Source organism: Paenarthrobacter sp. 4246 (genome assembly GCF_040546855.1).
Lineage (GTDB): Bacteria > Actinomycetota > Actinomycetes > Actinomycetales > Micrococcaceae > Arthrobacter.
Genome location: NZ_JBEPOP010000002.1, coordinates 230,646 through 256,109, shown reverse-complemented (window position 1 = coordinate 256,109; position 25,464 = coordinate 230,646). Strand labels below are relative to the sequence as shown.

Genomic DNA, 25,464 nt, shown 5'->3' with positions numbered 1-25,464 from the left:
TGGCCGCGAGAATAGAACCCTTTTTCACTTATTGCCCCCTTGTAGATGCGCCGATGCGATGGCGCGTCCCGTGACCATAACACTCGGCGGAACGGCAAGGGGAGGGAAAGTTATCTATGACTTAGCGTGCTTCGCAGATTACAGGAGGCACACCAGACCTTCGGGCCCTACGCCCGCGCGTGCTTCTTCCCGCCGGCACGCGGAGCCGCTCCAGCCTCGCCCCGCTCCCCGGCAGTAACCGACGCCCCCGTCCCCAAGCCGCGGACCGTCCACCCGGCACTCCGCCAGGCCTCAGCGTCCAGGACGTTTCGAGCGTCCAGCACCATCCGGCGTCGTACTAGGCCTCCCACAACGGAAGGCGACAGCGAGACATATTCGTCCCATTCGGTGAGCAGCAGCACCAGTTCGGCGCCTTCGAGGGCGCGTTTTGTGTCGGCCTCGAAGCGGATTTGCGGGTAGCGGATCCAAGCGTTGTTGATGGCTTTGGGGTCGGTGACGGTGACGTGCGCGCCGGCCGCAGCGAGTTGTTGGGCGACGTCCAGGGCGGGGGAGTCGCGGATGTCGTCGGTGTCTGGCTTGAACGCTGCGCCAAGGATGGTCACCGTGCGGCCGGAGAGGAAGCCGCGGCACATCTCGCGGGCCACCTCCACGGCGCGGGAACGCTGGTCCAGGTTCACCGAATCAACCAGGGCCATCCACTCATCCACGGACGGCACCGACAGCTCGCGGGCCTGCGCACGGAACGACCGGATGTCCTTGGGCAGGCAGCCGCCACCGAACCCGAGCCCGGCGTGCAGGTATCGGTTGCCGATGCGCGGGTCCAGGCCCATCGCCTCGCTGAGCTCGCTCACGTCAGCGCCCGACGCGTCGCACAGCTCGGCCATCGCGTTGATGAAGCTGACCTTGGTGGCCAGGAACGCGTTCGACGCCGACTTGATCAGTTCCGCGGTCGCGAAGTTGCAGACGAGCCGCGGGATGCCGGCGCTGATCAGCGGTTCGTACACGGCATCCAGCACGGCGGTGACCGGAGCGCCGGCAGCGGCACCCTTGCCGCCAGGAACGCCATAAACCAGTCGGTCGGGAACCAACGAATCCTTCACGGCCGTTCCCTGGCGCAGGAACTCGGGGTTCCAGCCGAGCAGCACATCGGAGCGTCGGGCCAGTATCGTGCGGAGCGTTTCCACTGTGCCTACCGGCACCGTCGATTTACCCACGACGGCGGCGCCCTTGGCCAGGTGCGGCAGGAGGCTCTTCGTTGCGCCCATCAAGTAGGAGAGATCGGCCGTGTCAGAGGTCTTGGACTGCGGGGTACCAACGCAGAGGAAGTGCACCTGCGCATCGGCGGCGGCGGAGAAATCGGTGGTGAACACGAGTCGGCCGGTGGTGCGGCCGTCCTGGAGGAGCTCGTCCAAACCGGGTTCGTGGAAGGGCGCCACAGCTTTGTTGAGCTGTTCAACCTTGGAGGAATCGACGTCAATGCCCACCACATTGTGGCCCATCGAAGCGAGCGTTGCTGCATGGACTGCGCCGAGGTAGCCGCAGCCGATCACGGAAATCTTCATGAAGTGGGTCCTTTGCTTGAGGTGAGTTCTGTGGGCCCGTTTTCGCGGGAGAAGGACGCGATAACTTCGGTGTAATGCCGGACCAGGTTCGCGCTGAGCACAGGCCACGTCCGCCCCTGGACCGAGGCGGTTGCCGCCGTCGCGAACGCGCGGCGCTTGGCGTCGTCGCCCATCAAGTCCTGCACGTATGCCCTGAGTTGGCTGAGGTTTCCGGGCTCGTACAGCCAGCCGGTGCGGGAGTTTTCGACCAAGTCCAAGGGCCCGCCGCGTCCGGTCGCGACCACTGGAACGCCCGATGCCATGGCCTCCTGGATGGTCTGGCAGAAGGTCTCGAACTCGCCGGGATGAACAAAAAGGTCAAAGCCGGCGACCGCCTCAGCCAGTGCATCCCCGCCGAGGAAACCCGTGAATACAGCGTCCGGCAGCTGAGCTTCCAGCGCCGCACGCTGCGGACCATCACCCACAATCACCAGCTTCGTGTTGGGCAGATCAGTCAGCACGGCAAGATCCTCAACCTGTTTCTCCACGGCGAGCCGGCCGACGTAGCCGATGATCCGGTGACCGTCGGGCGCTAGTGAGCTGCGCCACGCCGTCGAACGTTTGGCGGGGTTGAAGCGCGCGGTATCCACGCCGCGACGCCACATGTCCACGCGCAGGATGCCTCGCCCGCGCAACTGGTTCAGCGCGAACGTGGAGGGCACAAGGGTTCGGGTGGCCAGGAGATGGATGTTGTCCACGCGGTTCCAGGCCCAGTTCTCCAAGAACGGCACGCCATAGCGGGCGGCGTAGCTGGGAACCTCGGTTTGGTAGATGGCCACAGTGGGGATGCCGAGTTGGTGGGCGGCCTGCACGGCCCGCCAGCCGAGGACGAACGGGGAAGCGAGATGAACAACATCGGGGGAGAAATCGGCAAGGATTCGCTTGACCCGATTCACACCACCCAACGCAACCCGCACATTCGTGTAGCCGGCCAGCGGCACCGAAGGAAGCCGGTGCACATACGCACCCTTCTCGACGCTCGAAACATCAGTGTCCGACGTCGACGGCGCGATCACCATCACCTCATCCCCGCGCTCCTGCAGATGCTCCAGCACCCGCAGAATGGAGTGGGTTACCCCATTCATCAATGGCAGGAATGATTCGGCGACGATTGCGATCCTCACGCCTTCCACGGTCGTCTGGGCGGTTGGCGGCGCGGGTTAGAACGGGTGGCCTGTGGAGGAAGAGTTGGTTAACAGGTGGTTCTCTGTTTTGTCTGAGCGCGCGCGTAGACTCTGCTTCACCGACGCGCTGGGGCGTCATGACTTCTGGGGGTTTTCGCAATGTTTGCTGCTGGGGACAATTCGCGCGCGCTTGGGGTACGACGGCGGCGCTGGGCGGCGGTGCGGTCAGTCGCTGTCGGTTTGGGCTTGGCGGTGTTGTTGGGAGCCTTCAGTTCGCCCGGATCGCCGGCTGTGGCTGATGCGGTGACGGATATCGTTCCTGTAGGCGACAAACCTGGTGCCATCGCCGTGAACCCTGTGACGAACAAGGCGTACGTTGCCTCATTCGAAGGCGTTTCGGTCATCAACGGAACGTCCGACGGAGGCCTCCTGTACTCGGGAGACATGCCCGTGGACGTTGCCGTGAACTCGGCGACGAACAAGATCTACGTCAGCGAGATCGGCGGCTCGGTTGCCGTTGTAAATGGGGTTTCCGGTGCAGTGACGTGGGTTCCCGTGGGGGCTGAGCCGGGCGTTGTGGCGGTGAACGAAACGACCAACAAGATCTACGTGGCCGTGAAGACCGGCATCACCATCATTGATGGGGCTACGAACACGACCACCTCTGTGCCATTCGACGGAGGTGCGCAGGACATCCTGGTGAATTCCGTGACGGACAAGGTCTATGTTCAGTCCAGTGGCACCATCAAGGTCATCAACGCCAGCGGCAATCTCTCCTCAACGATCGTCATCGGCGCAGGCATCTTGGGCGCAGCGATGAACGAGACAACGAACAAGCTTTACATCACGACGATCAGCAGGTTCGGGCCACGGCTCTCCGTAATCAACGGCGCAACCGACACCAGTGGAGCGAGCCTCACGTTCTCGCAGACCGTCGGCACCCTCGCGGTTAATCCTGGGACGAACAAGATATATGTAGCCGCAGACAGTGCTTCAACGGACGGCTTTGTAAAAATCATTGATGGGGCGACCTTCACGGAAGTGACCACCATCAGCACCGCCACGCGTGTCAGCGAGATCCTCGTGAACCCCACGAGCAACAAGGTCTATGCGCCGACCAACGGCGGGGGCACCGTCATCATCAATGGCCAGAGCAACAGCAGCTACGCCGTTTACACAGGCAGCGAGCCGGTCTCCGCTGCCGTCAACACCTCCACCAACAAGGCGTACGTCGTCAGCTACGGCACTGCTTCTGTGCGGATCATCGACGGGACCGTGGAGCAGCCTGTCAAGAATGATTTCAACGGTGACGGGTTCACGGACGTTTTGGCTCGGGAAGCTTCCGGCGTCCTGTGGCTCTACCCAGGGGATGGCTCGGGCGGGTGGCTGAATCGCGTTCAAGTAGGGCAGGGCTGGAACATCATGACGGCTCTGGTTACTCCCGGCGACTTCAACGGCGACGGGAATGCCGACGTCCTTGCCCGTGATGGCGGAGGGCTGCTCTGGCTCTACCCCGGCAATGGCTCGAGTGGTTGGCTGCCTCGTGTGCAGGTGGGCATGGGCTGGGCTGGCATGACCGCGATCGAGTCCGTCGGGGACTTCAACGGCGACACCTTCGTGGATATCGCTGCCCGGACCGCCTCCGGCGTGCTGTGGGTGTACCGGGGTAGCGGCTCTGGCGGTTGGCTGTCTGCCATCCAGGTGGGTACCGGTTGGAACGGAATGTCCGAGATGACCGGCGTCGGCGACTTCAACAGCGACGGCACGCCCGATGTTGCCGCCCGGGACTCCTCCGGCGTGCTCTGGCTTTACCCAGGCAACGGCTCCGGTGGATGGCTGCAGCAGCGGGCTATTGGGCAGGGCTGGAACGTCATGAACTCGCTGCTTGGTCCGGGTGACTTCGACGGTGATGGACGTGCAGACATCCTCGCGCGGAACGCCGCGGGTGAGCTGTGGTTGTACGCGGGCAGTGGGGGAGCTGCATGGCCCACGGCTTCCCGCGTGGGTACGGGGTGGGGCGGGATGACGGCGATTCTGTAGATTTTCAACTGCGTTTAGCAAAACGACAAGAGGCGTTGAATAATCGGAGTTGGGGAGCGGCCACGTCAGGTATCGTTCACTCTTTTAGAGGAGCGACTTAGCCTTTGCCGGAATAGCGAGGCAATTAAGCAGAATCTTGGCCCCTGATGCGCTCTGGCTTTTGCTTTGACCTGTGCCGATTGCGACCGATAGCGAATGCCGCGGCCTGCGGGACGACTTTTCGGCGTGCCGCTCCTTCACGTCTCGGCGGGGTTGAGGAGGCCGGCCCCAGACAGGTGCGACCGGCCCCCTAGATTCCTTTGTTAGCTGATCGGGTACTCGAAGAATGGGCCGGCGTATGCGCCGCCCGTGTAGACCAGCGTTCCCGTTCCCGGCGGAAGGTCGAGAACAACGCTGCCTGATACCTTCTCTGCGGGCCCCATACCCCCGCTCGGGAATTCCAGCGCGTCGTCGATGCACGAGTACGTCGCTGAAGTGCCCAGATTACCGTTGAACGTTGTGCCGCTGGCCGCGATGAACTTGAAGTCGTGGCTAGAGATCATGTGCTTTGGAAAGGAATCCTCGGCAAGTTCCGGAGTGGTCTCCACGGTCAGGGCCACTGAAATAATCCGGCCGTTCTCGGCCGGACGGGAGTAGGGCTCTGTGCAAACAGTGTCCAGGATGCTGTCCACGGTGAACTTGGTAGTCACCTTCTTGGTGTTCTGGTTGCTGAACGTTCCTACGTCGCCGAGCTTTGCAATGAAGTTACCCCGCGCCGACTTTGCATTTCCAGTCGGCGAAGGCGTCGACTTGGGAGTGGCCACGGGCTCTGCCGTCGGGGCGGTGACTGGAGCGTCTGAGGACTTCGCCGACTCCGCTGCCGTGTTCTTGGCCGTGCTCCCACACGCGCTGAGGGCGAGCGCCGTCGCAAGGACCGCAGTGCCAATGAGTGCCTTATTCATATGTTCCCCTTTTTAAGCGAGCAGACAGCGACTTGCTGCCCTCTCTGAGTGATGCGATTGGAGTTTCCTCCGTACCCTGCCCTGGTCGTGAACCAGCGCCGTCTGGGGCGGCGGGGTGACCGTGAAGCGGCCTGGGCCTTGCCGACTTCAACGCCCTTTTGTTGTAGATCACACCATATCCGTGACCTCTGACAGTCATGGAAAGAGGCGCGGTAAGCCGCGCTATGTTACATGGTCGGCTCTGAGGTTGGGCGTTCGCGCCTTTCGCTGGTCTGCAGCCACTGCCTGACGACTCCAGTGGTGTCTCGTTCAGTCAGAATTGGCCGCTCGGAGAAGACCGCGCCCGCTTCAAATCCTTGCGCAGCCCCCGGTTATCAGCCCGGAGTTCCCGGTTGTCATCAGCAAGCCCCCGGTTGTCCTCCGTCAGCCCGCGGTTCTCGGCCTCCAACTCGAGCACCAGCTTCACTCCGGCCAGGTTCAGCCCCTCATCCAGGAGTGCGCCGATCCTCCGTAGAGTCGCAAGGTCGTCCTCGCTGTAACGCCGGGTGCCGCCGTCGGTCCTTTCCGGGGTGACCAGCCCTTTGCGCTCGTACTGCCTGATGTTCTGCTGCCCCGTGCCAACCAGTTCCGCCGCCACTGAGATCGCGTAGACGCCGCGAGCGTCCCGGCCACCGGCAGAGGTGCCGTCCGCCCCGGAAGCAGCCGGGCCGCCGTCGTGCGTCTCCGCAGCAGCGCCGTCCGAACCCGCCATCAAGAACCTCCGAAAATCTTCCGAAAACCTACTTGCACTACTTTCTCACCAGTGCTATAAAAAATCTATACCAGCCACCACAGATCAGGGAAGGCTGGGACAACAACAAATCAGCATCACGACCAGAGGAGTGAGAACAAAATGCTGATGCGCACTGACCCGTTCCGCGAATTCGACAGGCTCGCCCAACAGGTTTTTGGCACAACAGCACGCCCTGCCGGCATGCCCATGGATGCTTGGCAGGAGGGCGAGGAGTTTGTCGTTGCCTTTGATTTGCCAGGTGTGAGCCCCGACTCCGTCGACCTCGACGTCGAGCGCAACGTCCTCACGGTCAAGGCAGAACGGAAGTCGCCGGCTGGCGAGAACTCAGAGATGATCGCCGCCGAACGCCCGCAAGGTGTCTTCAGCCGGCAACTGATCCTGGGCGACACCTTGGACACCGAAGGCGTCAAGGCCAGCTACGACGCGGGCGTGCTGACACTCCGCATCCCCGTCGCCGAGAAGGCCAAGCCGCGGCGCATCGAGATCACGTCCACCGAACAACGGCAAGAGATCAACGCCTAATCCTGTGCCCTTCCGGAAGGCTTCCCCGGGGGTGGCCAACCGGCAGGGCGCCGACCGGGAACAACGGAGGCGGCCGCATCGGAATAGTTGGGCGCAGGCTTCGTGCCACGTCACAGCGTTTTTTAGCGCACATGAAAGCGGTCCCCGCCCGTCGTCTCCCGATTGATGGCCCCCGGTTCACGCCGGGGGCCATCCCCAAGTCCGCTGCAGGAAACCGGAACCAACCGTGAGCGATCAACCTGACCACTACGCCACTTTGCACGTGTCGCCGGACGCGACGACCCGTGAGATCGCCCGCGCCTACCGCACGCTGCTCCGGACCCATCACCCGGATACACGCCAAAAGGTCGACGACGGCGACACCACCTCCGCGGACGACCTCCAGGAACTGCACGCCATCATGCAGGCGTACGTCGTTTTGTCGGACCCAGGAAAGCGGGCGGCTTACGATCAGGCGCGGCGGAGGGGTGTGCCCGCACGAAAGCCCGGAACGCCGGTAAAGGTGCGAGTCCATCGACACGAACCAGCGGCCAGCAAGGAACCAGGGCGGCCCCAGTCGCCCCTGACTTTCGGGCCGCCCGGCTGGGAGCCTTCTTCCCGAACCCTCAAATCACCAAGGAGCCATTCATGAGTGCCTGGCGTCCGTATGACGGCCACATCATTCCCGCGTTCTACGAACGGTTCGAGAAACGCTGGGGGAGGGGAACGGCGCCATTCCTGGACCCCGAAGTCCACGAGCAGCCCTTGCCCCGTGCCCAGTGGATCAACCCGGACACCGGCGCTGCGGTTGCTGTGGTGCCTATCTGGACCGACGACCCCGAGCATCGCTCATTTGGCGTGTTCTACCTCCCGCCGGCTGGGGACATCTGGATGCTCCGCCCCGGCCCCACAGCGTTCATGGAACCAAGCGCAGGTGCCAGCGGGGAGCAAGTGACGCTGCGGAACGATGCCTTCAAGAAAGCCGTCAACCACGCCAAGGAGTTCATCTACGGGCCCCAGCTCTAGCGGGCTGGCGCGAGGGGTTAGATCTCGGCAGAAAGAGAGGCATCAAAGTGCCGAGATGTCGCCCCTCGGCGAGGGCTGGGCGGGCAAACTTAACAAGTGCCGACCCAATAGGCACAGCCAGGCCCTGCGGTAGACCGGGGCAAAAGACTCATTTACCACCAGGGACTTCGGATGCCGCCGAAGCGCACGACTCGGCTGCTCCTTCCGGAACAAGATTCTCGAACGGCACGAGAGTGAGAACAACGCTGTCAGTGGGGAAAGAGGAAACGCGCCCACTTTCCTGGAGGGGCTCTGGAGTGGGACTACGTGTAGTGACGATCGTTTGGTTGTCGCGGGTCCCTAGCACCCAGACTGCTTTGGAAGTCCCAGGTTTCGAATCTTGCTGTAAGCACGCCGGTACAGGGTAGTTTGCCCGCGCGAACGCTTGGGTTCCATAGGTTCGAAGGTTGTATCCGGCGGTCATCTCCGTCTGGACGATGGTAAGTAGGCATACCAAAACAGAAGCGCCGATCGAGATGTTGATTAAGAACCGCATCCAACTACCGTTTTGCTTACCTACCCAAACGATTAGTAAAGATAAGGCAGCTACTAGTACCAACCCGAAAAGCCTAGGCATGAAGGAGACTAACTGCGTCCAATCGACAGTGCTGGTCAGCGGTCCGACGCCAATACCCTCCAGGTAAGCCCAAGCCGGAAGCCGCATAATCAGAGCGATAGCGATTGCCGCAGAGCCTATATTGAACACCAGACGCGGCAAGGATTTGCCACCTAGCAGCATATGGGCTGCCAGGAGACGTGATGCGAACCAAGCCAACGCCATCCCAGCCGCGATCCCAACGGTTCCCGCCAGCCCGCCAGGTAAGCCGATCGCAATTGACCCACTGACCCAGAGGGTTCTTCCGACTAAGAAGCTCACACCAATCCCAATTAGCAGTGCGTAAAGGGCTTGGATCCTAACGTATGTCTTTGTGCCCTCGTCTGCCTCAGAGTCTTTGGAGGGCCACGACCACCCAACTGCCTCTCGCGGCTTCTGCGGTACGGGTAATCGGAGGGTGACTTCAGACCCCCTAAACGCTCCAAGCAGCGCGGCACCCCAGAGACTCACACCGTAGAAGACGCAGCATAACAAGGTCCAGGCAATGATCAGAAGGTACGGTTCAACAGCGAACCAGGAGTCCTCATGGATGACGAGGCTCGGACTCGTGACTACGGGAAAGCCCTGAAAGGCGGAGCGAATTGTTCCGGCCGTGAAGAAGCCTAGGAGGGCGAAACCTAGAAAGGTGGCCGTGATTCTCCAGTCCGGACTACTTACAGAATGTTCTCGGTCTAGGCGAGACGCCGCATTGGAAGGTTTGAGATCGCCGTCAGGGAAGGACTGCCTCACCTGTTGCAGGACGGGGCCATGCTCGCCATAGATGTAAAGAGGGCCTTTACCCACTGAATGTGGACTTGAGTCGCCACTGCCCCTGTCCACCACCCACCTTGGCAGCTGTCCGTAGTCAGGCTTCACGAAGGTTGGTTCAAGGACTGCGGGCGCGTTGGGGATACTGGACAGAACTGTTCGGAGTTCGTGAATGAACCGCTCTCGGGTAGCAAGGCCGACGACGCGAGGGCCTGTACGAACCAACGTAATGCGGAAGTCAGATTCCCATGTGGTTGCATCCTCGATAACCCAGCCTGCGTTCACGACCGCCGTCTCTATAGACCCCCGGAAGCTTGATGACGTGAATCTCACCTCGACTACCAGCGATCCGTAACCGTTGAGCTTCGCATATATCCGTTCCGCAATGGAGCCACCCAGAATGGAACCGGCCTTGTTGTATTGTTTCGTCCACACTGCCATTAGATGTGCTCCCCATTCTGTTAGGCAGACGCGTTGTGTCATACCCCTTCTTTAGTGAGCTCCAACGCTAATAGATGACGGGGGAATGGTTCTTGTACGTAATGTGGGTATCTCACGCGTCGTTCTCAGAGCCAGCTGCTGGGCTCAACACTGCACGAGAATCTTGTGTTCGACGCTGTGAACTGCGCGGGCTGAGCACACCCCCAGCCACTCGCTATCGCACTCATGACGCCCAAATTTCCGGCGGACCACGATTATCAGCTACACCCCACGGATGGTGTGTTGCACAAGGTCTTTATGCAGCGTGAAGGTCGGCGCGACATCGTCTAGGAGGGTCAAGCTTCAGCAGCCAATCTGGCCGCCCGTCGTCGTGCGTTCAATCTTGAGGGGTTAGCATTCGATTGAAAGTGGGCCTCAAAGTGCTGAGACGTCGCCCCTCGGCGGGAGGTGGTGGGGTAGACGCCCAACCAGGCCGCCCGCCGTCGTGCGTTGGTTCGCGAGGGGTTAGATCTCGGCAGAAAGAGGGGCATCAAAGTGCCGAGATGTCGCCCCTCGGTGGGAGGTGGTGGGGTACGCATTCAACCTGGCCACCCGGCGTCGTAGGTTCCTATCGTGAGGGGTTAGATCTCGGCACTAAGAGAGGCATCAAAGTGCCGAGATGTCGCCCCTCGGGGAGGCAAGGCGAAGAGCAAAAAGAAGGCTGGTGCAGCCTAGGAGAGAATCCCGAGGCGGCTGCACCAGCGGCTAGTACGACTTTCTGTTATGAGTTGTGACACCTATCCATTGGCCGCTCCTAGTTCCCGGCTTCGATTGTTTCCGGGTCTTGCAAAGTCTGTGCAGGTGGGGGCGGAGCTGAGGTGGTCGGTGAGGGCTCCGTGCCCCGGGAGAACACCTCCCATTTTACGGCGGCTTCGTGGAAAAAGCGCTGGAATTCGCGGTATTTCAGGGGCGCCTGCGGGGTGGGAGCAGCCTGCCGTGGCACGATAGATCACGATGAAACTGCGCGCTGATCAGACCGGAAACCGTGGCCTCCCGATGCCCCTTTGGCTGCAGGGTGGTTTGGAAGCGGCGCAGGCAGCGTTCATTTCGGCCATCGTTGTGGTGTTACCGCTGGTGGGGGTGTGGGCAACCGATGGTTTCCAGGACCGGAACGTCGACTCCCTGGCCCGTTTGGGCGGCCAGGCTTGGCTGCTGATCCACGGTGTTCCGCTGGAGCTGGCGCAGGTCAATATCGGTACTGCGGCCCAGCCGGGTTCGGGTCTGCTGTCCCTCATTCCGCTGGGGCTGACGCTGATCCCGTTCCTGCTTGCGTGGCGCGCGGGTCGTCGGCTCGCCCGGGCCTCCTACACCGACCAACTGTGGCAAGCGTTCCTTGGCGCCTTCGTCGTTTACGCGGCGTTCGGGGCCGCCACCGGGTTCGTGTGCCGCACCCCTGAAGTGGTCATCAACCTCTGGTTCGCCATGACCATCCCCCTGATTTCCTTCGGCCTTGGCCTGATCGTGGGCGCTCGCCGAGAGGCCGGTTCGTGGAGCCGACTGATCGGCGTCGACGCCGTCGCCTGGCTCGCCAAGACCAGCCAGCATTCGCGCTGGGCAGGCTCCTACGTAGGCTCCGCGTTGAAGGCCGGATTCGTCGCGGCGATGGCTTCGGTCTGTTTGGCCGCGGTCCTGCTGGCTGTCACCATCGTGTGGCACTGGACGGACATCATTGCCGTTTACCAAGGCATCCAGGCCGGCGCCCTCGGCGGAGCCGTGCTCACCATCGCGCAGCTGGGCTTCCTGCCGAACCTCGTCATTTTCGCGCTTTCCTGGTCCTCCGGCGCGGGCTTCTCGCTCGGCATTGGCTCCACGGCGGGTCCGCTGGGCACCGCGGTCGGACCGCTCCCGGCCGTCCCGGTTCTCGGCGCCCTCCCCGCAGGACAGCTCGACGCCGGTGCCATGGCACTCGCGCTGCCCGTGGTCGCCGGCATCCTGGCGGGCTGGTGGTTCCTCCGCGAAGGCGAGAACCATTTTGACGAGTGGCTCTCCATCAAGATCAAAGCCCGATGGTTCACAGCTGCCGTCTCAACCCTGTTCCTGGGTGCGTTCATTGGCGCGGTTGCGGGGCTCCTTGGCGGTGCCTTGGCATGGATCGCCCGCGGTTCTGCCGGTATTGGGCGGCTCACGGAAATCGGACCCCACCCGCTGTGGACGGCAGTCTGGCTGGCGGCGGAAGTGGGTATCGGCGTCGTGATTGGCTACGCAGTGGGGCCGTGGCTGGAACGCAGCCAGAAGCAGCGCGAGGCGAACCTCGACGAAGCAGCGTACGACGACGAACACGCCTGAGCGGGCCTGCTCGCTTTAGCGCTGGGCTACTCCAGCGGACGGGCTTAGCGAAGCGGTCCCGGCATGGAGTTCTCGAGCTGCGTCAGGCACTGCGATTTGGCGGACTCCGTCAGCGCCCCGCGCGAGCAGTCCTGGTACGTGCTGACTTGGCTAAAGAAGAGCACCGACGTCAGGATGAGCAGGCACATCACGGCCGTGACCACCAGACCTGAGATTGTCCCAAAGAGAATCAGGCGGGGGTGCTTGTACTTCAACGTGCGGACCAAGACGACGATCCCCAGCACCAGACCTGCGAGCGTCAGAATGGCGCTCAACCACACGTAGTTCACGTTCAGGGAGAACACAAAGAACGCACCCAAAGCCGTCAAAAGGAAGGCGCGGAAAAGGATCTGGGTCTTGCCGAGGGCGGACTTTTCGGCCTCGGAGCGGGGTTGCTGGCTCGGCTTGGGACCGACGTCGGGATTCATGTTTTCCAGCCTACGCGAGCCGCCCATAAGCTAGTGCAATGCGCATTGTTGTCCTCGTCTCCGGTACCGGTTCCAATCTTCAGGCAGTCATCGACGCCGTGAAGTCGGGTGAACTGGATGTCGAGATCGCCGCTGTGGGCGCCGACCGACCGGATACTTATGGCGTGGAGCGCTCCGACGAAGCCGGCATCGAGACGTTCGTGGTCAACTTCAACTCGTTCGAAACCCGTGCTGAATGGGACGCCGCACTGCGCGACAAGGTGCTGTCCTACGCCCCGGACGTCGTGGTGTCCTCCGGGTTCATGAGGATCGTCAGCGAAGACTTCATCAACGCTTTCGAGGGCAAGTACGTGAACACGCACCCCGCGCTGCTCCCGTCCTTCCCGGGCGCCCACGGGGTTCGCGATGCCATTGCGTACGGTGTGAAGGTCACGGGCTGCACCGTTCACTGGGCCGACGCCGGGGTGGACACGGGGCCCATCATCGCCCAGGAAGCCGTCACTGTGCTTCCGGAGGACTCAGAGGAAACCCTGCACGAGCGCATCAAGGTAGTGGAGCGCCGCTTGCTGGTCCAGACCCTGCGGGAGCTCGCCGCCGCCCCCTCACCCAAGTAGCTCGCACTCGTGGCTGTTTCCAGGTCTGGGAACAGCCACGAATGCCAGTCAGTTGGGTGCAAGGGACCCGGTTAGGAGAGGACGCGCTGCTTCGTCTCCGGGGCGAAGAACGCCATCCACAGCACGGACAGCAGCACTAGGCCACCAGCCATCGCGAAGGACTGAGCCAACCCGAACTCGGGCCAGAAGAACGAGGCAAACACCAGCGGGCCGAAGCCGGCGCCGATGCGGGAGAACGTCGAAGCCCAGCCGAAGCCCGAGCCGCGAAGTTCGGTGGGGTACAGCTCGGACACGTAGGCATAGAGGACCGGAATGGCCACCTGGACCACGAAACCGAACACCAGCAGCCAGAACACAGCAGCCGATGGCACATCCACGACGAACGCCACGATCACCAGCGTCAGCGCGGACAACGGCCCGGTGATGGCAAGGATCCACTTGCGCCCCACCCGCTCCACCAGCAGCGCTGCAACCACGACGCCCAAAAGTCCGACGGCGGCCATGCTCGCCGTCGTGACGAACGCCTTGTACTCCTCGAATCCGGCGCCGATAAGAATGCGCGGCATCCACGTGAGCGACAAGTAATAGACCAAGAGGATGCTGAAGAACAGGGCCCAGGCTGCGGTGGTGATCTTCCAGTTGAACTGCCAGATCCCACGCAGCTGCGCCCACGCGCTGCCGGGGGAGAGACGCGGTGCGGCCTGCGGTTCGGGCAAGCTGTAGGCCCTCGGCGTGGCGCCAGTGGCCTCCACCAACCCATCAATCACCGCCGCCGCTTCCTGTCGGCGGCCCGCACGAATCAAGAACAGTGGAGATTCCGGCACGGAACGCCGAACCCAGAAAACGAGCAGCGCGGGCAGCACCATGATCAGCATGGTGAGCCGCCAATCGCCGAAGGCAGCAACCAGACCGGCCGAGACGAAACCACAGAGCGCAGCACCGATCGGCCACCACCCGTCCATGGCTGTCAACACCTTGCCCCGTTGTTTGCGCGGCGTGAACTCACCAACCAACGCGTAGTCCACGGGGATGCAGCCGCCCAAACCGAAGCCGGCCATGAAGCGGAAGATGCAGAACCACACGAGGTCCGGTGCGAAAGCACCCAGGACCGTGAAAATGCTGAAAATCAGGAGGGTCGCCGTGAAGGCTTTCTTGCGGCCAATGGTGTCGGCAATGGTGCCCCATGCGAACGCACCCACGGCCATGCCGATCAGGTTGGCCGTGCCAATCCACGCAGCGTCGGTCGGTTGCAGCGACCAGTGCTTGGACAGCAGTGGAATCAGGATGCCGTTGAGCGTGACATCCCAAGCGTCGAACATGAACCCGAGCCCGCCGATCAGGAAAATCCGTCCCTGGACCTTCCACCGCCATGGCAGTTCCTGCACAACTTGTTCGCCGCTGGGCACGGCTGTGTATGTATTCATTGGGCCTCCTGCATGCAACTTTATGCGCTGTGCACGGAGCGGAAGTCCGCGTTACTTCTGGTTCTCGATGGCCCTCCGCAGGAAACCGCCGGCTTCCTCCAAAGCGCCCTTGGCCTGACCAGCCTCGATACCTGTGAGCAGCACCAAAATGGCCGCCTTCACGGACCCGCCAACAGCGTCCAAAGCAGTGGCAGCTTCCTGGGCCGACACCCCGGTGGCGTGCTGGACCGTCCGTTGCGAACGAGCCAAAAGCTTCTCGTTCGTGGCACGCAGGTCCACCATGAGGTTCCCGTAGGTCTTGCCGAGCTTCACCATCACCAACGTGCTGATCATGTTGAGGACAAGTTTCTGGGCGGTACCCGAGTTCAGCCTGGTGGAGCCCGCAATAAACTCCGGACCCACAACAACCTCAATCGCCGCGTCCGCCAGGTGACTCACGGCAGAGCCCTTGTTGCACGCAAGCGACGCCGTAAACGCACCCCGCTTCCGGGCTTCTTCCAGCGCACCGATCACGTACGGCGTCCTGCCGGAGGCTGTGATGCCCACGACGGCGTCCGCTTCCGTCACATTGATGTCGTGAAGGTCGCGCGCGCCGGCAGTCGCGTTGTCCTCTGCATACTCAACGGGTTTCTGGATGGCCTGAACTCCGCCCGCAATAAGTCCGACGACGAGTCCCGGCGGGGTGCCGAACGTCGGCGGGCACTCGCTCGCGTCGAGCACACCCAACCGTCCGGCCGTTCCCGCTCCCACGTACAAAAGGCGCCCGCCTCGCTGGAGTCGCTCCGCAACGGCGTCGACTGTTTGAACGATCGCCGGGCTCGCAGCCTCAACGGCAGCGTGTACTCCTGCACTGTGGGCAAGCATCGCGGAAACGAGTTCTTCGGTACCCAGAATGTCCAGGTTGTCCAAGCCCTCAGCCGTGGCCTCGGTCGCCAACCCGGCGAGTTCCGTGCGCAGGCCCGCAAGTTTGTCGGCGTCAGTCGGGCCAGTTTGTTCCGTCACGGTGGATGTACCTTTCCTGGATGAGCCCGCGGCACGTCGCAGCGAGGGCAGCACCGTCCAAGCCATCGCCGAGCGGCGCCACCACCTCAATCCCAGCCGAAGCGAGGGACTTCCGCAAGAGCGCCGCGAAGAACTCCGATCCCACCACTCCGCCCAGGAGCGCCACGCGCGGCGAACTGCTGCGCTCACCACCGGACGCGAGCTTCACCGTGTGGGTCAGAATGCGGCACGCCTCGCCGATGATGTCATGTGCGACGGTGTCACCCGCCTCCGCTGCGTGCAGAACCAGCGGCGCGAACCGGGCCATCGCCCGGTATGGGTTTTCGTTGGCAGCGAGCCAGCCCGGGAGCATCTCCGGCGACTCCACCAGAGCGCCGGCCGCAGCCGACAACGATGTGGCGGGTCCGCCGTCGTGCGCTTCAAGAACTGCCTGCAGACCTTGCTGGCCGATCCATCGTCCGCTGCCGCGATCGCCAAGGTAGGGCCCCCAGCCGTCGGCCCGGTGCAGGACTCCGGCTTCGTCGAAACGGAAGGCCACGGCTCCTGTGCCCACGATGAGCGTGGTGCCCGGAGCTCCCTGGAGAGCCCCGAGTTGGGCGGCCGTCGCGTCGGAAAGGACCGCCGCGGGGACGCTGAATCTCCGGGCCAACATGGTGGCGAGTTCCTGGGACTTTTCGGCGGATGCTTCGACGCCGGCCACTGCGGCGCCGATTCCTGTCAACGTGCTGACGGGGAGGCCGGGCGGCAACAGGCTGACAGTCTCGAGAAGGAGCTCGAACGCCAACGTGGGCCCGTTGTCCACGTGCACGCCGGGAAACCCGTGCTGGTCGGCCGCGCCCAGCAACTCGCCACCGCTGCGCAACTCCACGCGGCAACGGCTCTTCCCTACATCGGCAACAAGAACGACCTCGGTGGCTTCCATGGATCAACCCTATGTTGTGAGGCCCGTTCTGCAGGGTATGGGTCGCGCTTTGCCTGCAGAGTGGGCCTCGCAACGCGGGCGCAACTTCTGTGGAGGAACAGTCGCAGCGCCCCAGGGGCCAAATCTGTGGATAACGCAACGCCGCCGACCGTTTCCGGCAAGCATGGTCCAATGCTGAAACCCACGCCCCTGCCGTCGGAGATCGACCCGGATGGCTTCCTTGTCCGAGATGCGTACGCGGCTGGCGTGCCCCGCGGGAGGTTGCAATCGGCGGGCCTCGTCACACCCAGCCGGGGAATCCGGCTCAACCGAAGCGATAGCCCCAACGTGGCGCTACTTGCACGGCTGCATACGGCCATCACTCCCAGATGTGCGGTGAGCCATGTGACCGCGGCGCTCCTCTGGTCGATCCCACTTCCGATCTATCTGGAGGAGGAGGGGAACAACGGCGTTATCCATGTGACGCGTCGACACGAGATTGGGCGGGTTAAACGTCGCGGTGTGGTCGGGCATCGGGCGCCGCTCTTGGCCAGGGATGTTCGTGTAGTGAACGGGGTCCATTTGACGTCGCCCGAGTGGACCTGGATGGATTTGGCCCGGCATATGGGGCGGTCTTCGCTTGTGGCCGCCGGCGACTTTCTGTTGGCCCGGGAGAATCCGTTGTCCTCCATTGAGGCGATCCAGGAAGTCATTAACCGGCGACCGAAGGTAAAGGGAATCAGGATGGCCCGGGAGATACTGCCGTTGCTGCGCGTTGGGGTCGATTCTCCGCAGGAATCCCGGCTGCGGTTGAAAATCGTCGACGCCGGCCTGCCGGAGCCAGCGGTCACGCAGCCGATCTTTGATGAGCATGGCAGGTACATATCCACGCCGGACCTCCAGTACAAGGAATACAAGATTGCCATGGAGTATGAGGGGGACCATCATCGCTCCGATCCCGTGCAATGGGGTAAGGACATCGAACGTGACGATCGGCTTCGGGCTATGGGATGGATCGTGCTCAGGTTCTCCGATGTCCAGATGAAAAGTGGATGGGCCAACGCGGAACGTAAGGTGCGCGATGCGTTGGTGTCGCGCGGGTGGCGAGGACCGGCGTCGTAATTCTTGCGCACGGGTTGATGGGTGTGGAGTGGGCCTCGCAACGCAAGGGGTGTGTTTGTGGGGCCTGGTGTGCAGGGGTTGGGGAGGGTTGATGGGTGCGGAGTGGGCCTCGCAGTGTGGGGGCGGGATTTGTGGGGCCTGGTGTGCAGGGGTTGGGGAGGGTTGATGGGTGCAGAGTGGGCCTCGCAACGCAGGGGGGCTTCAAAGACGTAAAACGAGCCAACCAACGAAACGCGATAAACTCTCCGTATCCCACACCCGCGACACCACCCGCGACTTCTACGCGAACTAAGACGGAGACTTTTGTGAGCTTGACGCAGCTTGACCGTGTTCCCATCCGCCGTGCACTGATCTCGGTTTACGACAAGACGGGACTGGAGGAGCTCGCGAAGGGCCTGCACGCAGCAGGCGTCGCCATCGTTTCCACCGGCTCCACCGCCAAGAAGATCGCTGCCGCAGGCATCCCGGTCAAGGAAGTCGAAGAAGTCACCGGCTCCCCGGAAATGCTGGACGGCCGCGTCAAGACCCTGCACCCGCGCGTGCACGGCGGCATCCTGGCCGACCGTCGCGTCCCGGCGCACATGGACACCCTGGCCGGCATGGAGATCGAGACCTTCGACCTCGTGGTGGTGAACCTGTACCCGTTCGTGGAGACTGTGAAGTCCGGCGCGGCGCAGGACGACGTTGTTGAGCAGATCGACATCGGAGGCCCCGCGATGGTGCGTTCGGCCGCGAAGAACCACGCCGCCGTCGCCATTGTCACGGACCCCAACTTCTACGGCGCAGTGGTTGCCGCAGCGCAGGAAGGCGGCTTCGACCTGAACACCCGCCGCCGCCTGGCTGCCAAGGCTTTTGCGCACACGGCCAGCTACGACAACGCTGTTGCCTCCTGGACTGCCAGCCAGTTCCTGGACGAAGACGGCGACGGCATCATCGACTGGCCCGCCTATGCCGGCCTGTCGCTGGAACGCTCCGAGGTCCTCCGCTACGGCGAAAACCCGCACCAGCAGGCGGCTCTCTATGTGGACAAGGCTGCCCCGGCCGGCATCGCCCAGGCTGACCAGCTGCACGGCAAGGCCATGAGCTACAACAACTTCGTCGACGCCGATGCCGCTCTGCGCGCTGCCTTCGACTTCGCCGAGCCGGCTGTCGCGATCATCAAGCACGCCAACCCGTGCGGTGTAGCTGTCGGTTCCGCCGACGCTGCAGACCCGATCGCCGATGCCCACGCCAAGGCCCACGCCTGCGACCCCGTCTCCGCTTTCGGTGGCGTCATCGCTGCGAACCGTACCGTTACCGCCGGCATGGCCCGCACGGTTGCCGACATCTTCACCGAGGTTGTCATCGCCCCGGACTTCGAGCCCGAAGCCGTGGAGATCCTCTCCAAGAAGAAGAACATCCGCCTCCTCGCCCTGCCCGAGGGGTACGGCCGCTACCCCTCCGAGATGCGCCAGGTTTCCGGCGGCGTCCTGGTCCAGATGAGCGACAAGGTAGACGCCGACGGCGACAACCCCGCCAACTGGACCCTCGCTGCCGGCGAAGCCGCCGACGAAGCAACGCTCGCAGACCTCGCTTTCGCGTGGACAGCTTGCCGCGCCGCCAAGTCCAACGCCATCCTGATCGCCAACCACGGTGCAGCCGTGGGCATCGGCATGGGCCAGGTCAACCGCCTGGATTCCTGCCGCCTGGCCGTCGAGCGCGCCAACACGCTGGGCGTGACGGTAGAGTCCGACGTCGAAGGTGCTGGCGGCGCGTCCAACACCAGCGGTAGTGACGCACCTGAGCGCGCCCGCGGTGCCGTTGCATCCTCCGACGCGTTCTTCCCGTTCGCTGACGGCCTGCAGATCCTGATCGACGCCGGTGTCCGCGCCGTCGTCCAGCCGGGCGGTTCGGTCCGCGACGAGGAAGTCATCGCCGCAGCCAACGCTGCAGGCATCACGATGTACTTCACCGGCGCCCGCCACTTCTTCCACTAGTAGAAGAGCCCGCCAGGGCCCAGGCACAAAGCACCACAACGCAACGGCGGCCGCCCCCGGAAGGGGACGGCCGCCGTCGTGCTTTATCCGCACATACTTAACAGGGACGTGCGTGGCGATTCAGTACTGTTACGAGGCCGCTGCTGCGGTGTTGTACGTGGACTGGATCACGGTGCCCCAGTACGGGCCGTACATGGTGGTGGAGTTGCTGCCATAGCCGTAGCTGTTCACGGTGTTCTGGTAGCCCGTGGAGCTGTTGCCGATGAACCACGGACCGCCCGAGGAACCACCGGTCATGTTGCAGGGGATTCCCTGGCTGTTGAACTGCGGGTTGTAGGGATCGTTGGTGGCGGTGCCGGAGCAGCTCTTGAGCGATTCGCCGTTGAAGGGCGAGCCTGCCGGGTAGCCGAAGGCCTTGTAGCTCAGACCGCGGGCGGCGTTGAACTGGACGCCGGAGGCCCCGACGACGTCGGCGAGCTTCTGGCCGTTGAGGGTGTTGACCACGGCGAAAGCGGTGTCGTACTGCATGTTGCCGTTGGACGCCCACTGAGTGGGGGCGTACAGCGCCTTTGCCGTCCACTTCCCGTAAGGTGCGGAACCGTTGAGGTAGGCCGGGACAAACACGAAGTTGGTGGCGTACGCGCCCGGGCCTTCGTTGAGGCAGTGGCCTGCAGTGGAGACCGTGCTCTTGTTGGATGAGGTGACGGAGTTGCCGGAGCAGACGTAGTTGGAGCCGCCCAGGGTGAAGAAGACCTTGCCGATGTGCTTGACGGGGGTTTCGCTCTGGTTGACCTTGCGGTCGATGGTCTTGGATTCGGTGGTGGCCTGCTGGCCTGCGATGCTGCTGATGGCGCCCGGGGCTTCGGTGACCGGGGCTTTGCCAAGGTTGAGGAGCTTGCCACGGTCAAGTGCTTTGGCCGCGAGGATTTCGCCGGATTTGGCATTCTTCATGCGCTCTGGCGTCCAGTAGTCTGCAGCGCCAGTGTCCGACACTACATGGCTGCTGACCGCAGCGCCGCTGGAGTCTGCGTTCTGAGCCGGTGCCGCGTTGGCGCTGGTGGTTCCAACCAGCGCCAGGATTGCGGCAGCGGACAGACTCAGCAGGCTTGTGGCCAGGGTCTTGGTTTTCGTCACGTTGTTCCTACCTATCGAGGGAGTGAGGCGGCCAGTGATGGCGACCGCCGACTGACGGAATTGAAGGTATCGAACGTATGACAAGTTTGTAAAGAGATGTTTCATAGTTTGTGATAATTTGGTGTCACTTCCTCGTCAAGTAGCGAGGTCCCTTTGATGACCCCACTGACAGCCCGTGGCAGCGGTCAACGTGAAGGTCACAGCGCCGTTTGCCATCCGAACATCCGTGGCGTGGAGGCCGTCAGTGGTCCTTCACCGTGACTCTGTCAGGGAGGGGCTTGGGCGTGACGCCAGGCCATGAACCGTCCTGTGAGAGCAGGGATAGATTGCGCGCGCCCTCGGGATCGTCGGCTCCGAGGGGGATGATGATGGTGTTGTGCTGCGAAGGAGCCGAGGGCTGTCCGCCCATCCAGGCCGATCCCACGCCTGCAGTGGAGAGATCGAAGAACGGCTCGCCGTCGGCGGTGCTCGAACTGATCTGGATCTGCGTGTTTGGCATGTACCCCTCGCCTACTGACCAGACGTTCCGGACGATGTAATCGACCAGCAAATCGCCGTAGAGAACGGTGTAACCGGGATCGATGGCTATCTGTACGGAGTATCCGGTGTTGCCCTTGACGTTGGGTGGCCCTCCTCCGGCGAAGTCGGTCACCGAGATTCCGGGGACGGCGTCGATTGCCTCGCGGGCTTCGGCAATCGTCTGGCCGGTGTCGGCATCGTGCGGGATGGTCTCCCGGGGTGTCGGCGCCGGGACGGCGCAAGCGGTCAGGGCGAGGAGAATCCCAGCCGCCGAGGCGGTCAGTGCGGCCGCAAAGGAGGTGGGTCGAATTGTGCGGGTCATGACTTCACTATGTTCGGTTTCGCTGTGAACCAGATGCTGACGCGCCCGGGAACTGGACATTTGCCCGCAGCAACCAGCTTCCGGCAACCAGCTCTTCGCAACCAGGGTCCGACGGCGGCGGGCAGCAGCGGCGGTCAGGCCGCCGTCGGACGTTCATCACCATGGCGTGGTAACGAACACGTGATCCCGGACACGAAGGGCCGCCTTATCCGTCTACTCGGGTAAGTTAGGAGATGTTGAAATCTGCAGACTTTCAGGGAGAACCCCGCCAATGGCCAAGATTATCTATACCCACACAGACGAAGCGCCGATGCTGGCAACGTACTCATTCCTGCCGATTGTGGAAGCGTACGCCTCGACCGCAGGTGTAGAGGTGGAGACCCGCGACATTTCGCTGGCCGGCCGCATCATCGCCGTTTTCGGCGATTTCCTGACCGAAGAGCAGCGCACGGGCAACGCCTTGGCTGAACTTGGCGAACTGGCAAAGCAGCCGGAAGCCAACATCATCAAGCTGCCCAACATCAGCGCCTCCGTGCCGCAGCTCAAGGCTGCCATCGCCGAGCTCCAGGCCCAGGGCTACGCCCTCCCGGACTACCCGGACAACCCCTCCTCGGACACCGAGACGGACATCCGCTCGCGCTACGACAAGATCAAGGGCTCCGCTGTGAACCCGGTGCTGCGCGAAGGCAACTCCGACCGCCGCGCACCCCTGTCGGTGAAGAACTACGCCCGCCAGAACCCGCACTCCATGGGTGCCTGGTCCGCTGATTCCAAGACCAACGTTGCCACCATGGGTGAGAACGACTTCCGCTCCAACGAGAAGTCCGTTGTCCTGACGGCGGATGATTCCCTGACCATCCAGCTGGTCCGCGAAGACGGCACCACCAAGGTCCTCAAGAAGGACTTCCCCGTCCTGGCCGGCGAAGTTGTGGACGCCACCGCGCTCCGCGCAGACGCGCTGGACGAGTTCCTCAAGGCACAGGTTGCCCGCGCCAAGGAAGAGGGCGTCCTCTTCTCCGCACACCTGAAGGCCACCATGATGAAGGTCTCGGACCCCATCATCTTCGGCCACGTGGTCAAGGCCTACTTCTCCGAGCTGTTCGACACCTACGGCAAGCAGCTCGCAGCCGCAGGCATCAGCCCGAACAACGGCCTCGCAGCAATCCTCAGCGGCCTGGAAGACCTGCCCGAGGACGTCCGAGAAGGCGTCAAGGCAGCCATCGCCAAGGGCCTCGAAGAGGGTCCCGCGCTGGCGATGGTCGATTCCGACAAGGGAATCACCAGCCTCCACGTTCCGTCGGACATCATTGTTGACGCCTCCATGCCGGCCATGATCCGTTCCTCCGGCCACATGTGGGGCCCGGACGGCAAGGAAGCCGACACCCTGGCCGTCATCCCGGACAGCTCCTACGCCGGCATCTACCAGGTGGTCCTGGACGACTGCCGCGCCAACGGTGCTTTCGATCCCACCACCATGGGCACCGTTCCCAACGTGGGCCTGATGGCCCAGGCAGCCGAAGAATACGGCAGCCACGACAAGACCTTCGAGATCCAGGCAGCCGGCACCGTCCAGCTCGTGGACAGCAAGGGCACCGTCCTGACCGAGCACCAGGTCTTCCCGGGTGACATCTGGCGCGCCTGCCAGACCAAGGACATCCCGGTCCGCGACTGGGTCAAGCTGGCCGTCACCCGCGCCCGTGCCTCCCAGACCCCGGCCGTGTTCTGGCTGGACGAGACCCGTGCGCACGACGCCAACCTGATCGCCAAGGTCAACGAGTACCTTAAGGACCACGACACCGAGGGCCTGGACATCAAGATCCTTTCCCCGGTTGAGGCCACGGCCTTTACCCTGGAGCGCATCCGCAAGGGCGAGGACACCATCTCCGTCACCGGTAACGTCCTCCGCGACTACCTCACGGACCTGTTCCCGATCCTCGAGCTCGGTACCAGTGCCAAGATGCTCTCCATCGTTCCGTTGATCAACGGTGGCGGCCTGTTCGAGACCGGCGCCGGTGGCTCCGCTCCCAAGCACGTCCAGCAGCTGATCAAGGAAAACCACCTCCGCTGGGACAGCCTGGGCGAGTTCCTTGCCCTGGCCGTCAGCTTCGAGCACCTTGCCACCACCACGGGCAACGCCCGTGCACAGGTTCTGGCCGACACGCTGGACCGCGCAACGGGTACGTTCCTGCTGGAAAACAAGTCCCCGCGCCGCAGCGTCGGCGAGCTGGACAACCGCGGAAGCCACTTCTACCTGGCCACCTACTGGGCCCAGGAACTGGCCAAGCAGACCGAAGACGCCGAGTTGGCCCAGGACTTCGCAGCAATCGCTGACGCCCTGACCTCCAACGAAGAGGCAATCGTCGGCGAGCTCGCCGCAGTCCAGGGTCCCGCCGTCGACCTGGGCGGCTACTACCGTCCGGACGCCGCCAAGGCCGCTGAGATCATGCGCCCGTCGGCGACGTTCAACAAGGTCCTCGCAGACCTGAAGAAGTAGTCCCTCGAGCTCGGGTGCCTTTCTGGGGCGCCCGAGCTCCGAGTTTTTGTACAGATAATGCCCCCAAGACCGCGTCTTAGGGGCATTATCTGTACAAAAACTCTTAGCGCTCGGCCAGGAACCGCTCCGGTGCCACTCCGCCGTCGACGATGTCCTTCAGCACCCGGCCAATAGCCGGCGTGAATTTGAACCCGTGTCCGGAGAAACCGGCGCCCACCACCAGCGGACCGAAACGGTCCAGCACAAAGTCCTCGTTGGGCGTGGTGGTGTAGGTGCAGCTGATGGGAACCGCGGTGGCGGGGTCGACGCCGGGAAGCCACTCTTCTGCGTACCGCACCAAGGCTTCGAGCTGCTGCGGGATAGGCTCGAACGTTCGCTCGTCCGGGTCCATGACGGGGCCGACGCCGTGCCAACCTGCCTTCACCCCTTCGCCGGGGGTGAGCATGCCGTAGACGGGGCTGAACCAGTATTCGTAGAGTTCGTTGTTCGGATCGGGGTCCGGGTTGTGGTTGAAGCTCGGCCACACCAGCGTGTTGTCCGTCGGTGTGAAGTGAGCGGGTTGCTCTTGGGTCACCACCAACGCGGGGAGTTTGGCGAGGCCGCTCAGCACCTTCGTCGTCCAGGCGCCCGCGGTCACCACAACGCGGGTTGCCGTGTATTCGGTCTCCTCTGTCACCACCACTACCGTTTCGGCCCCATCGATGCGGATGTCGCGGACCGGCGTCGAGTATTTGAAGACGGCGCCATGGGCCTCAGCCGATTCCCGCAGCGCCACCAGGGCATCCGCCGAACGGATCCGACCGGAACCTGGCACGAACAGGACATCGGTGGCGAAGTTCATTCCCCGCCAGCGGTTGGCGGCCTCGTCGGCTGAGATGAAGTAGCTCTCTATGCCGCGTTCCTGGTGGGCATCGCGGACTTGCTGCAAACGGGGCACGTTGCCGTGGTTAGCCAATCCCACCATGTCCAGCAGGGGAGCGCCGTGCTGGGCCGCGAGTTCGTCCCACAGCGTCTTGGACTCGGCCAGGAGATCCAGGTAATCGGCCTCGGCATACGCGGTATTGAAGTTGCGGGTGGCGCCGTGGGAAGCGCCAATGTGGTGTCCGGCCTCGAACTGCTCCAGCAGAACCACTGAGCGGCCTGCCCGGGCGAGTTGCCATGCGGCCGCCGATCCCATGGCTCCTCCGCCAACAACTACAACGTCAACCTGCATGCCCTGCTCCATCCACCGTTGGCCCTCTTTAGAATCGCACCCCCCGAAGAGGGCCACCTCCCATTCTGCCCCCACTCACCCA

At 63.1% G+C, this 25,464-nt stretch carries 20 protein-coding genes; 9 read left to right on the top strand and 11 right to left on the bottom strand.

Going from position 1 to position 25,464, the window contains the following annotated elements; genetic code table 11:
* Positions 1-167: 167 nt before the first annotated feature.
* Positions 168-1,562, bottom strand: a complete 1,395-nt coding sequence (locus tag ABIE35_RS03905) for a UDP-glucose dehydrogenase family protein (protein ID WP_354512547.1) — start codon at positions 1,560-1,562, stop codon at positions 168-170.
* Positions 1,559-2,725: a glycosyltransferase family 4 protein gene (locus tag ABIE35_RS03900; RefSeq protein WP_354512546.1), complete on the bottom strand. Its 1,167-nt coding sequence runs from the start codon at positions 2,723-2,725 to the stop codon at positions 1,559-1,561. Before ABIE35_RS03900 ends, ABIE35_RS03905 begins: the two co-directional genes overlap by 4 nt.
* A 219-nt stretch (positions 2,726-2,944) precedes the next feature.
* Between ABIE35_RS03900 and ABIE35_RS03895 the strand changes: the two genes are divergently transcribed.
* Positions 2,945-4,765, top strand: coding sequence for an FG-GAP-like repeat-containing protein (locus ABIE35_RS03895; RefSeq protein WP_354512544.1), 1,821 nt, complete (start codon positions 2,945-2,947; stop codon positions 4,763-4,765).
* A 302-nt stretch (positions 4,766-5,067) separates the two neighbouring features.
* Here ABIE35_RS03895 and ABIE35_RS03890 read toward each other — a convergent pair whose 3' ends face one another.
* Positions 5,068-5,706 (bottom strand): DUF4352 domain-containing protein, encoded by a 639-nt coding sequence (locus ABIE35_RS03890; protein ID WP_354512543.1) that lies wholly within the window; start codon positions 5,704-5,706, stop codon positions 5,068-5,070.
* A gap of 313 nt (positions 5,707-6,019) precedes the next feature.
* Positions 6,020-6,457 (bottom strand): MerR family transcriptional regulator, encoded by a 438-nt coding sequence (locus ABIE35_RS03885; protein WP_354512541.1) that lies wholly within the window; start codon positions 6,455-6,457, stop codon positions 6,020-6,022.
* 141 nt (positions 6,458-6,598) lie between these two features.
* Here ABIE35_RS03885 and ABIE35_RS03880 point away from each other — a divergent pair, with 141 nt between their 5' ends.
* The 4 genes from ABIE35_RS03880 to ABIE35_RS03865 all read left to right on the top strand — a co-directional run bounded on the left by ABIE35_RS03880 (position 6,599) and on the right by ABIE35_RS03865 (position 12,194).
* Entirely contained in the window at positions 6,599-7,021 is a 423-nt protein-coding gene (locus ABIE35_RS03880) for an Hsp20/alpha crystallin family protein (protein WP_354512539.1), read from the top strand.
* A gap of 226 nt (positions 7,022-7,247) precedes the next feature.
* On the top strand, positions 7,248-7,652 hold the full coding sequence (locus tag ABIE35_RS03875) for a J domain-containing protein (protein WP_354512537.1): 405 nt from the start codon (positions 7,248-7,250) through the stop codon (positions 7,650-7,652).
* The gene (locus tag ABIE35_RS03870; RefSeq protein WP_354512535.1) at positions 7,649-8,026 is read left to right on the top strand and encodes a hypothetical protein; all 378 of its coding nucleotides are present in this window, start codon (positions 7,649-7,651) and stop codon (positions 8,024-8,026) included. Before ABIE35_RS03875 ends, ABIE35_RS03870 begins: the two co-directional genes overlap by 4 nt.
* Positions 8,027-10,862: 2,836 nt before the next feature.
* Positions 10,863-12,194 (top strand): cell division protein PerM, encoded by a 1,332-nt coding sequence (locus ABIE35_RS03865; RefSeq protein ID WP_354512534.1) that lies wholly within the window; start codon positions 10,863-10,865, stop codon positions 12,192-12,194.
* A gap of 44 nt (positions 12,195-12,238) precedes the next feature.
* Here ABIE35_RS03865 and ABIE35_RS03860 read toward each other — a convergent pair whose 3' ends face one another.
* Entirely contained in the window at positions 12,239-12,688 is a 450-nt protein-coding gene (locus ABIE35_RS03860; RefSeq protein ID WP_354512532.1) for a hypothetical protein, read from the bottom strand.
* Between the two features lie 11 nt (positions 12,689-12,699).
* Here ABIE35_RS03860 and purN point away from each other — a divergent pair, with 11 nt between their 5' ends.
* Complete coding sequence (gene purN, locus ABIE35_RS03855) at positions 12,700-13,275, top strand: phosphoribosylglycinamide formyltransferase (protein WP_354512530.1); 576 nt, start codon at positions 12,700-12,702, stop codon at positions 13,273-13,275.
* Positions 13,276-13,346: 71 nt separating this feature from the next.
* Here the strand turns inward: purN and ABIE35_RS03850 are convergent, their stop codons facing one another.
* Genes ABIE35_RS03850 through ABIE35_RS03840 form a run of 3 tightly spaced genes read right to left on the bottom strand, consistent with a single transcriptional unit; the run spans position 13,347 to position 16,623 of the window.
* Complete coding sequence (locus tag ABIE35_RS03850) at positions 13,347-14,699, bottom strand: MFS transporter (RefSeq protein WP_354512528.1); 1,353 nt, start codon at positions 14,697-14,699, stop codon at positions 13,347-13,349.
* 51 nt (positions 14,700-14,750) lie between these two features.
* Positions 14,751-15,701 carry an N-acetylmuramic acid 6-phosphate etherase gene (murQ, locus tag ABIE35_RS03845; RefSeq protein WP_354512526.1) on the bottom strand — a complete coding sequence of 317 codons (951 nt, stop codon included), beginning with the start codon at positions 15,699-15,701 and terminating at the stop codon, positions 14,751-14,753.
* A complete protein-coding gene (locus ABIE35_RS03840; protein WP_354512524.1) occupies positions 15,676-16,623 on the bottom strand; it encodes an N-acetylglucosamine kinase in 948 nt (315 codons plus the stop codon). The genes murQ and ABIE35_RS03840 overlap by 26 nt, the downstream gene beginning before the upstream one ends.
* 171 nt (positions 16,624-16,794) lie before the next feature.
* Here ABIE35_RS03840 and ABIE35_RS03835 point away from each other — a divergent pair, with 171 nt between their 5' ends.
* Complete coding sequence (locus ABIE35_RS03835; RefSeq protein ID WP_354512522.1) at positions 16,795-17,724, top strand: endonuclease domain-containing protein; 930 nt, start codon at positions 16,795-16,797, stop codon at positions 17,722-17,724.
* Between the two features lie 305 nt (positions 17,725-18,029).
* Entirely contained in the window at positions 18,030-19,700 is a 1,671-nt protein-coding gene (gene purH, locus ABIE35_RS03830) for a bifunctional phosphoribosylaminoimidazolecarboxamide formyltransferase/IMP cyclohydrolase (protein ID WP_354512521.1), read from the top strand.
* 129 nt (positions 19,701-19,829) lie between these two features.
* Here the strand turns inward: purH and ABIE35_RS03825 are convergent, their stop codons facing one another.
* Complete coding sequence (locus tag ABIE35_RS03825) at positions 19,830-20,939, bottom strand: trypsin-like serine peptidase (RefSeq protein ID WP_502921354.1); 1,110 nt, start codon at positions 20,937-20,939, stop codon at positions 19,830-19,832.
* Positions 20,940-21,075: 136 nt separating this feature from the next.
* Positions 21,076-21,675, bottom strand: coding sequence for a hypothetical protein (locus ABIE35_RS03820; RefSeq protein ID WP_354512518.1), 600 nt, complete (start codon positions 21,673-21,675; stop codon positions 21,076-21,078).
* A gap of 271 nt (positions 21,676-21,946) precedes the next feature.
* On the opposite strand from ABIE35_RS03820, the gene ABIE35_RS03815 reads away from it, so the two are divergent.
* The gene (locus tag ABIE35_RS03815) at positions 21,947-24,169 is read left to right on the top strand and encodes an NADP-dependent isocitrate dehydrogenase (protein ID WP_354512517.1); all 2,223 of its coding nucleotides are present in this window, start codon (positions 21,947-21,949) and stop codon (positions 24,167-24,169) included.
* A 103-nt stretch (positions 24,170-24,272) separates the two neighbouring features.
* On the opposite strand, the gene ABIE35_RS03810 is transcribed toward ABIE35_RS03815, so the two are convergent.
* Positions 24,273-25,382 (bottom strand): FAD-dependent oxidoreductase, encoded by a 1,110-nt coding sequence (locus ABIE35_RS03810; protein WP_354512516.1) that lies wholly within the window; start codon positions 25,380-25,382, stop codon positions 24,273-24,275.
* Between the last annotated feature and the right edge of the window lie 82 nt (positions 25,383-25,464).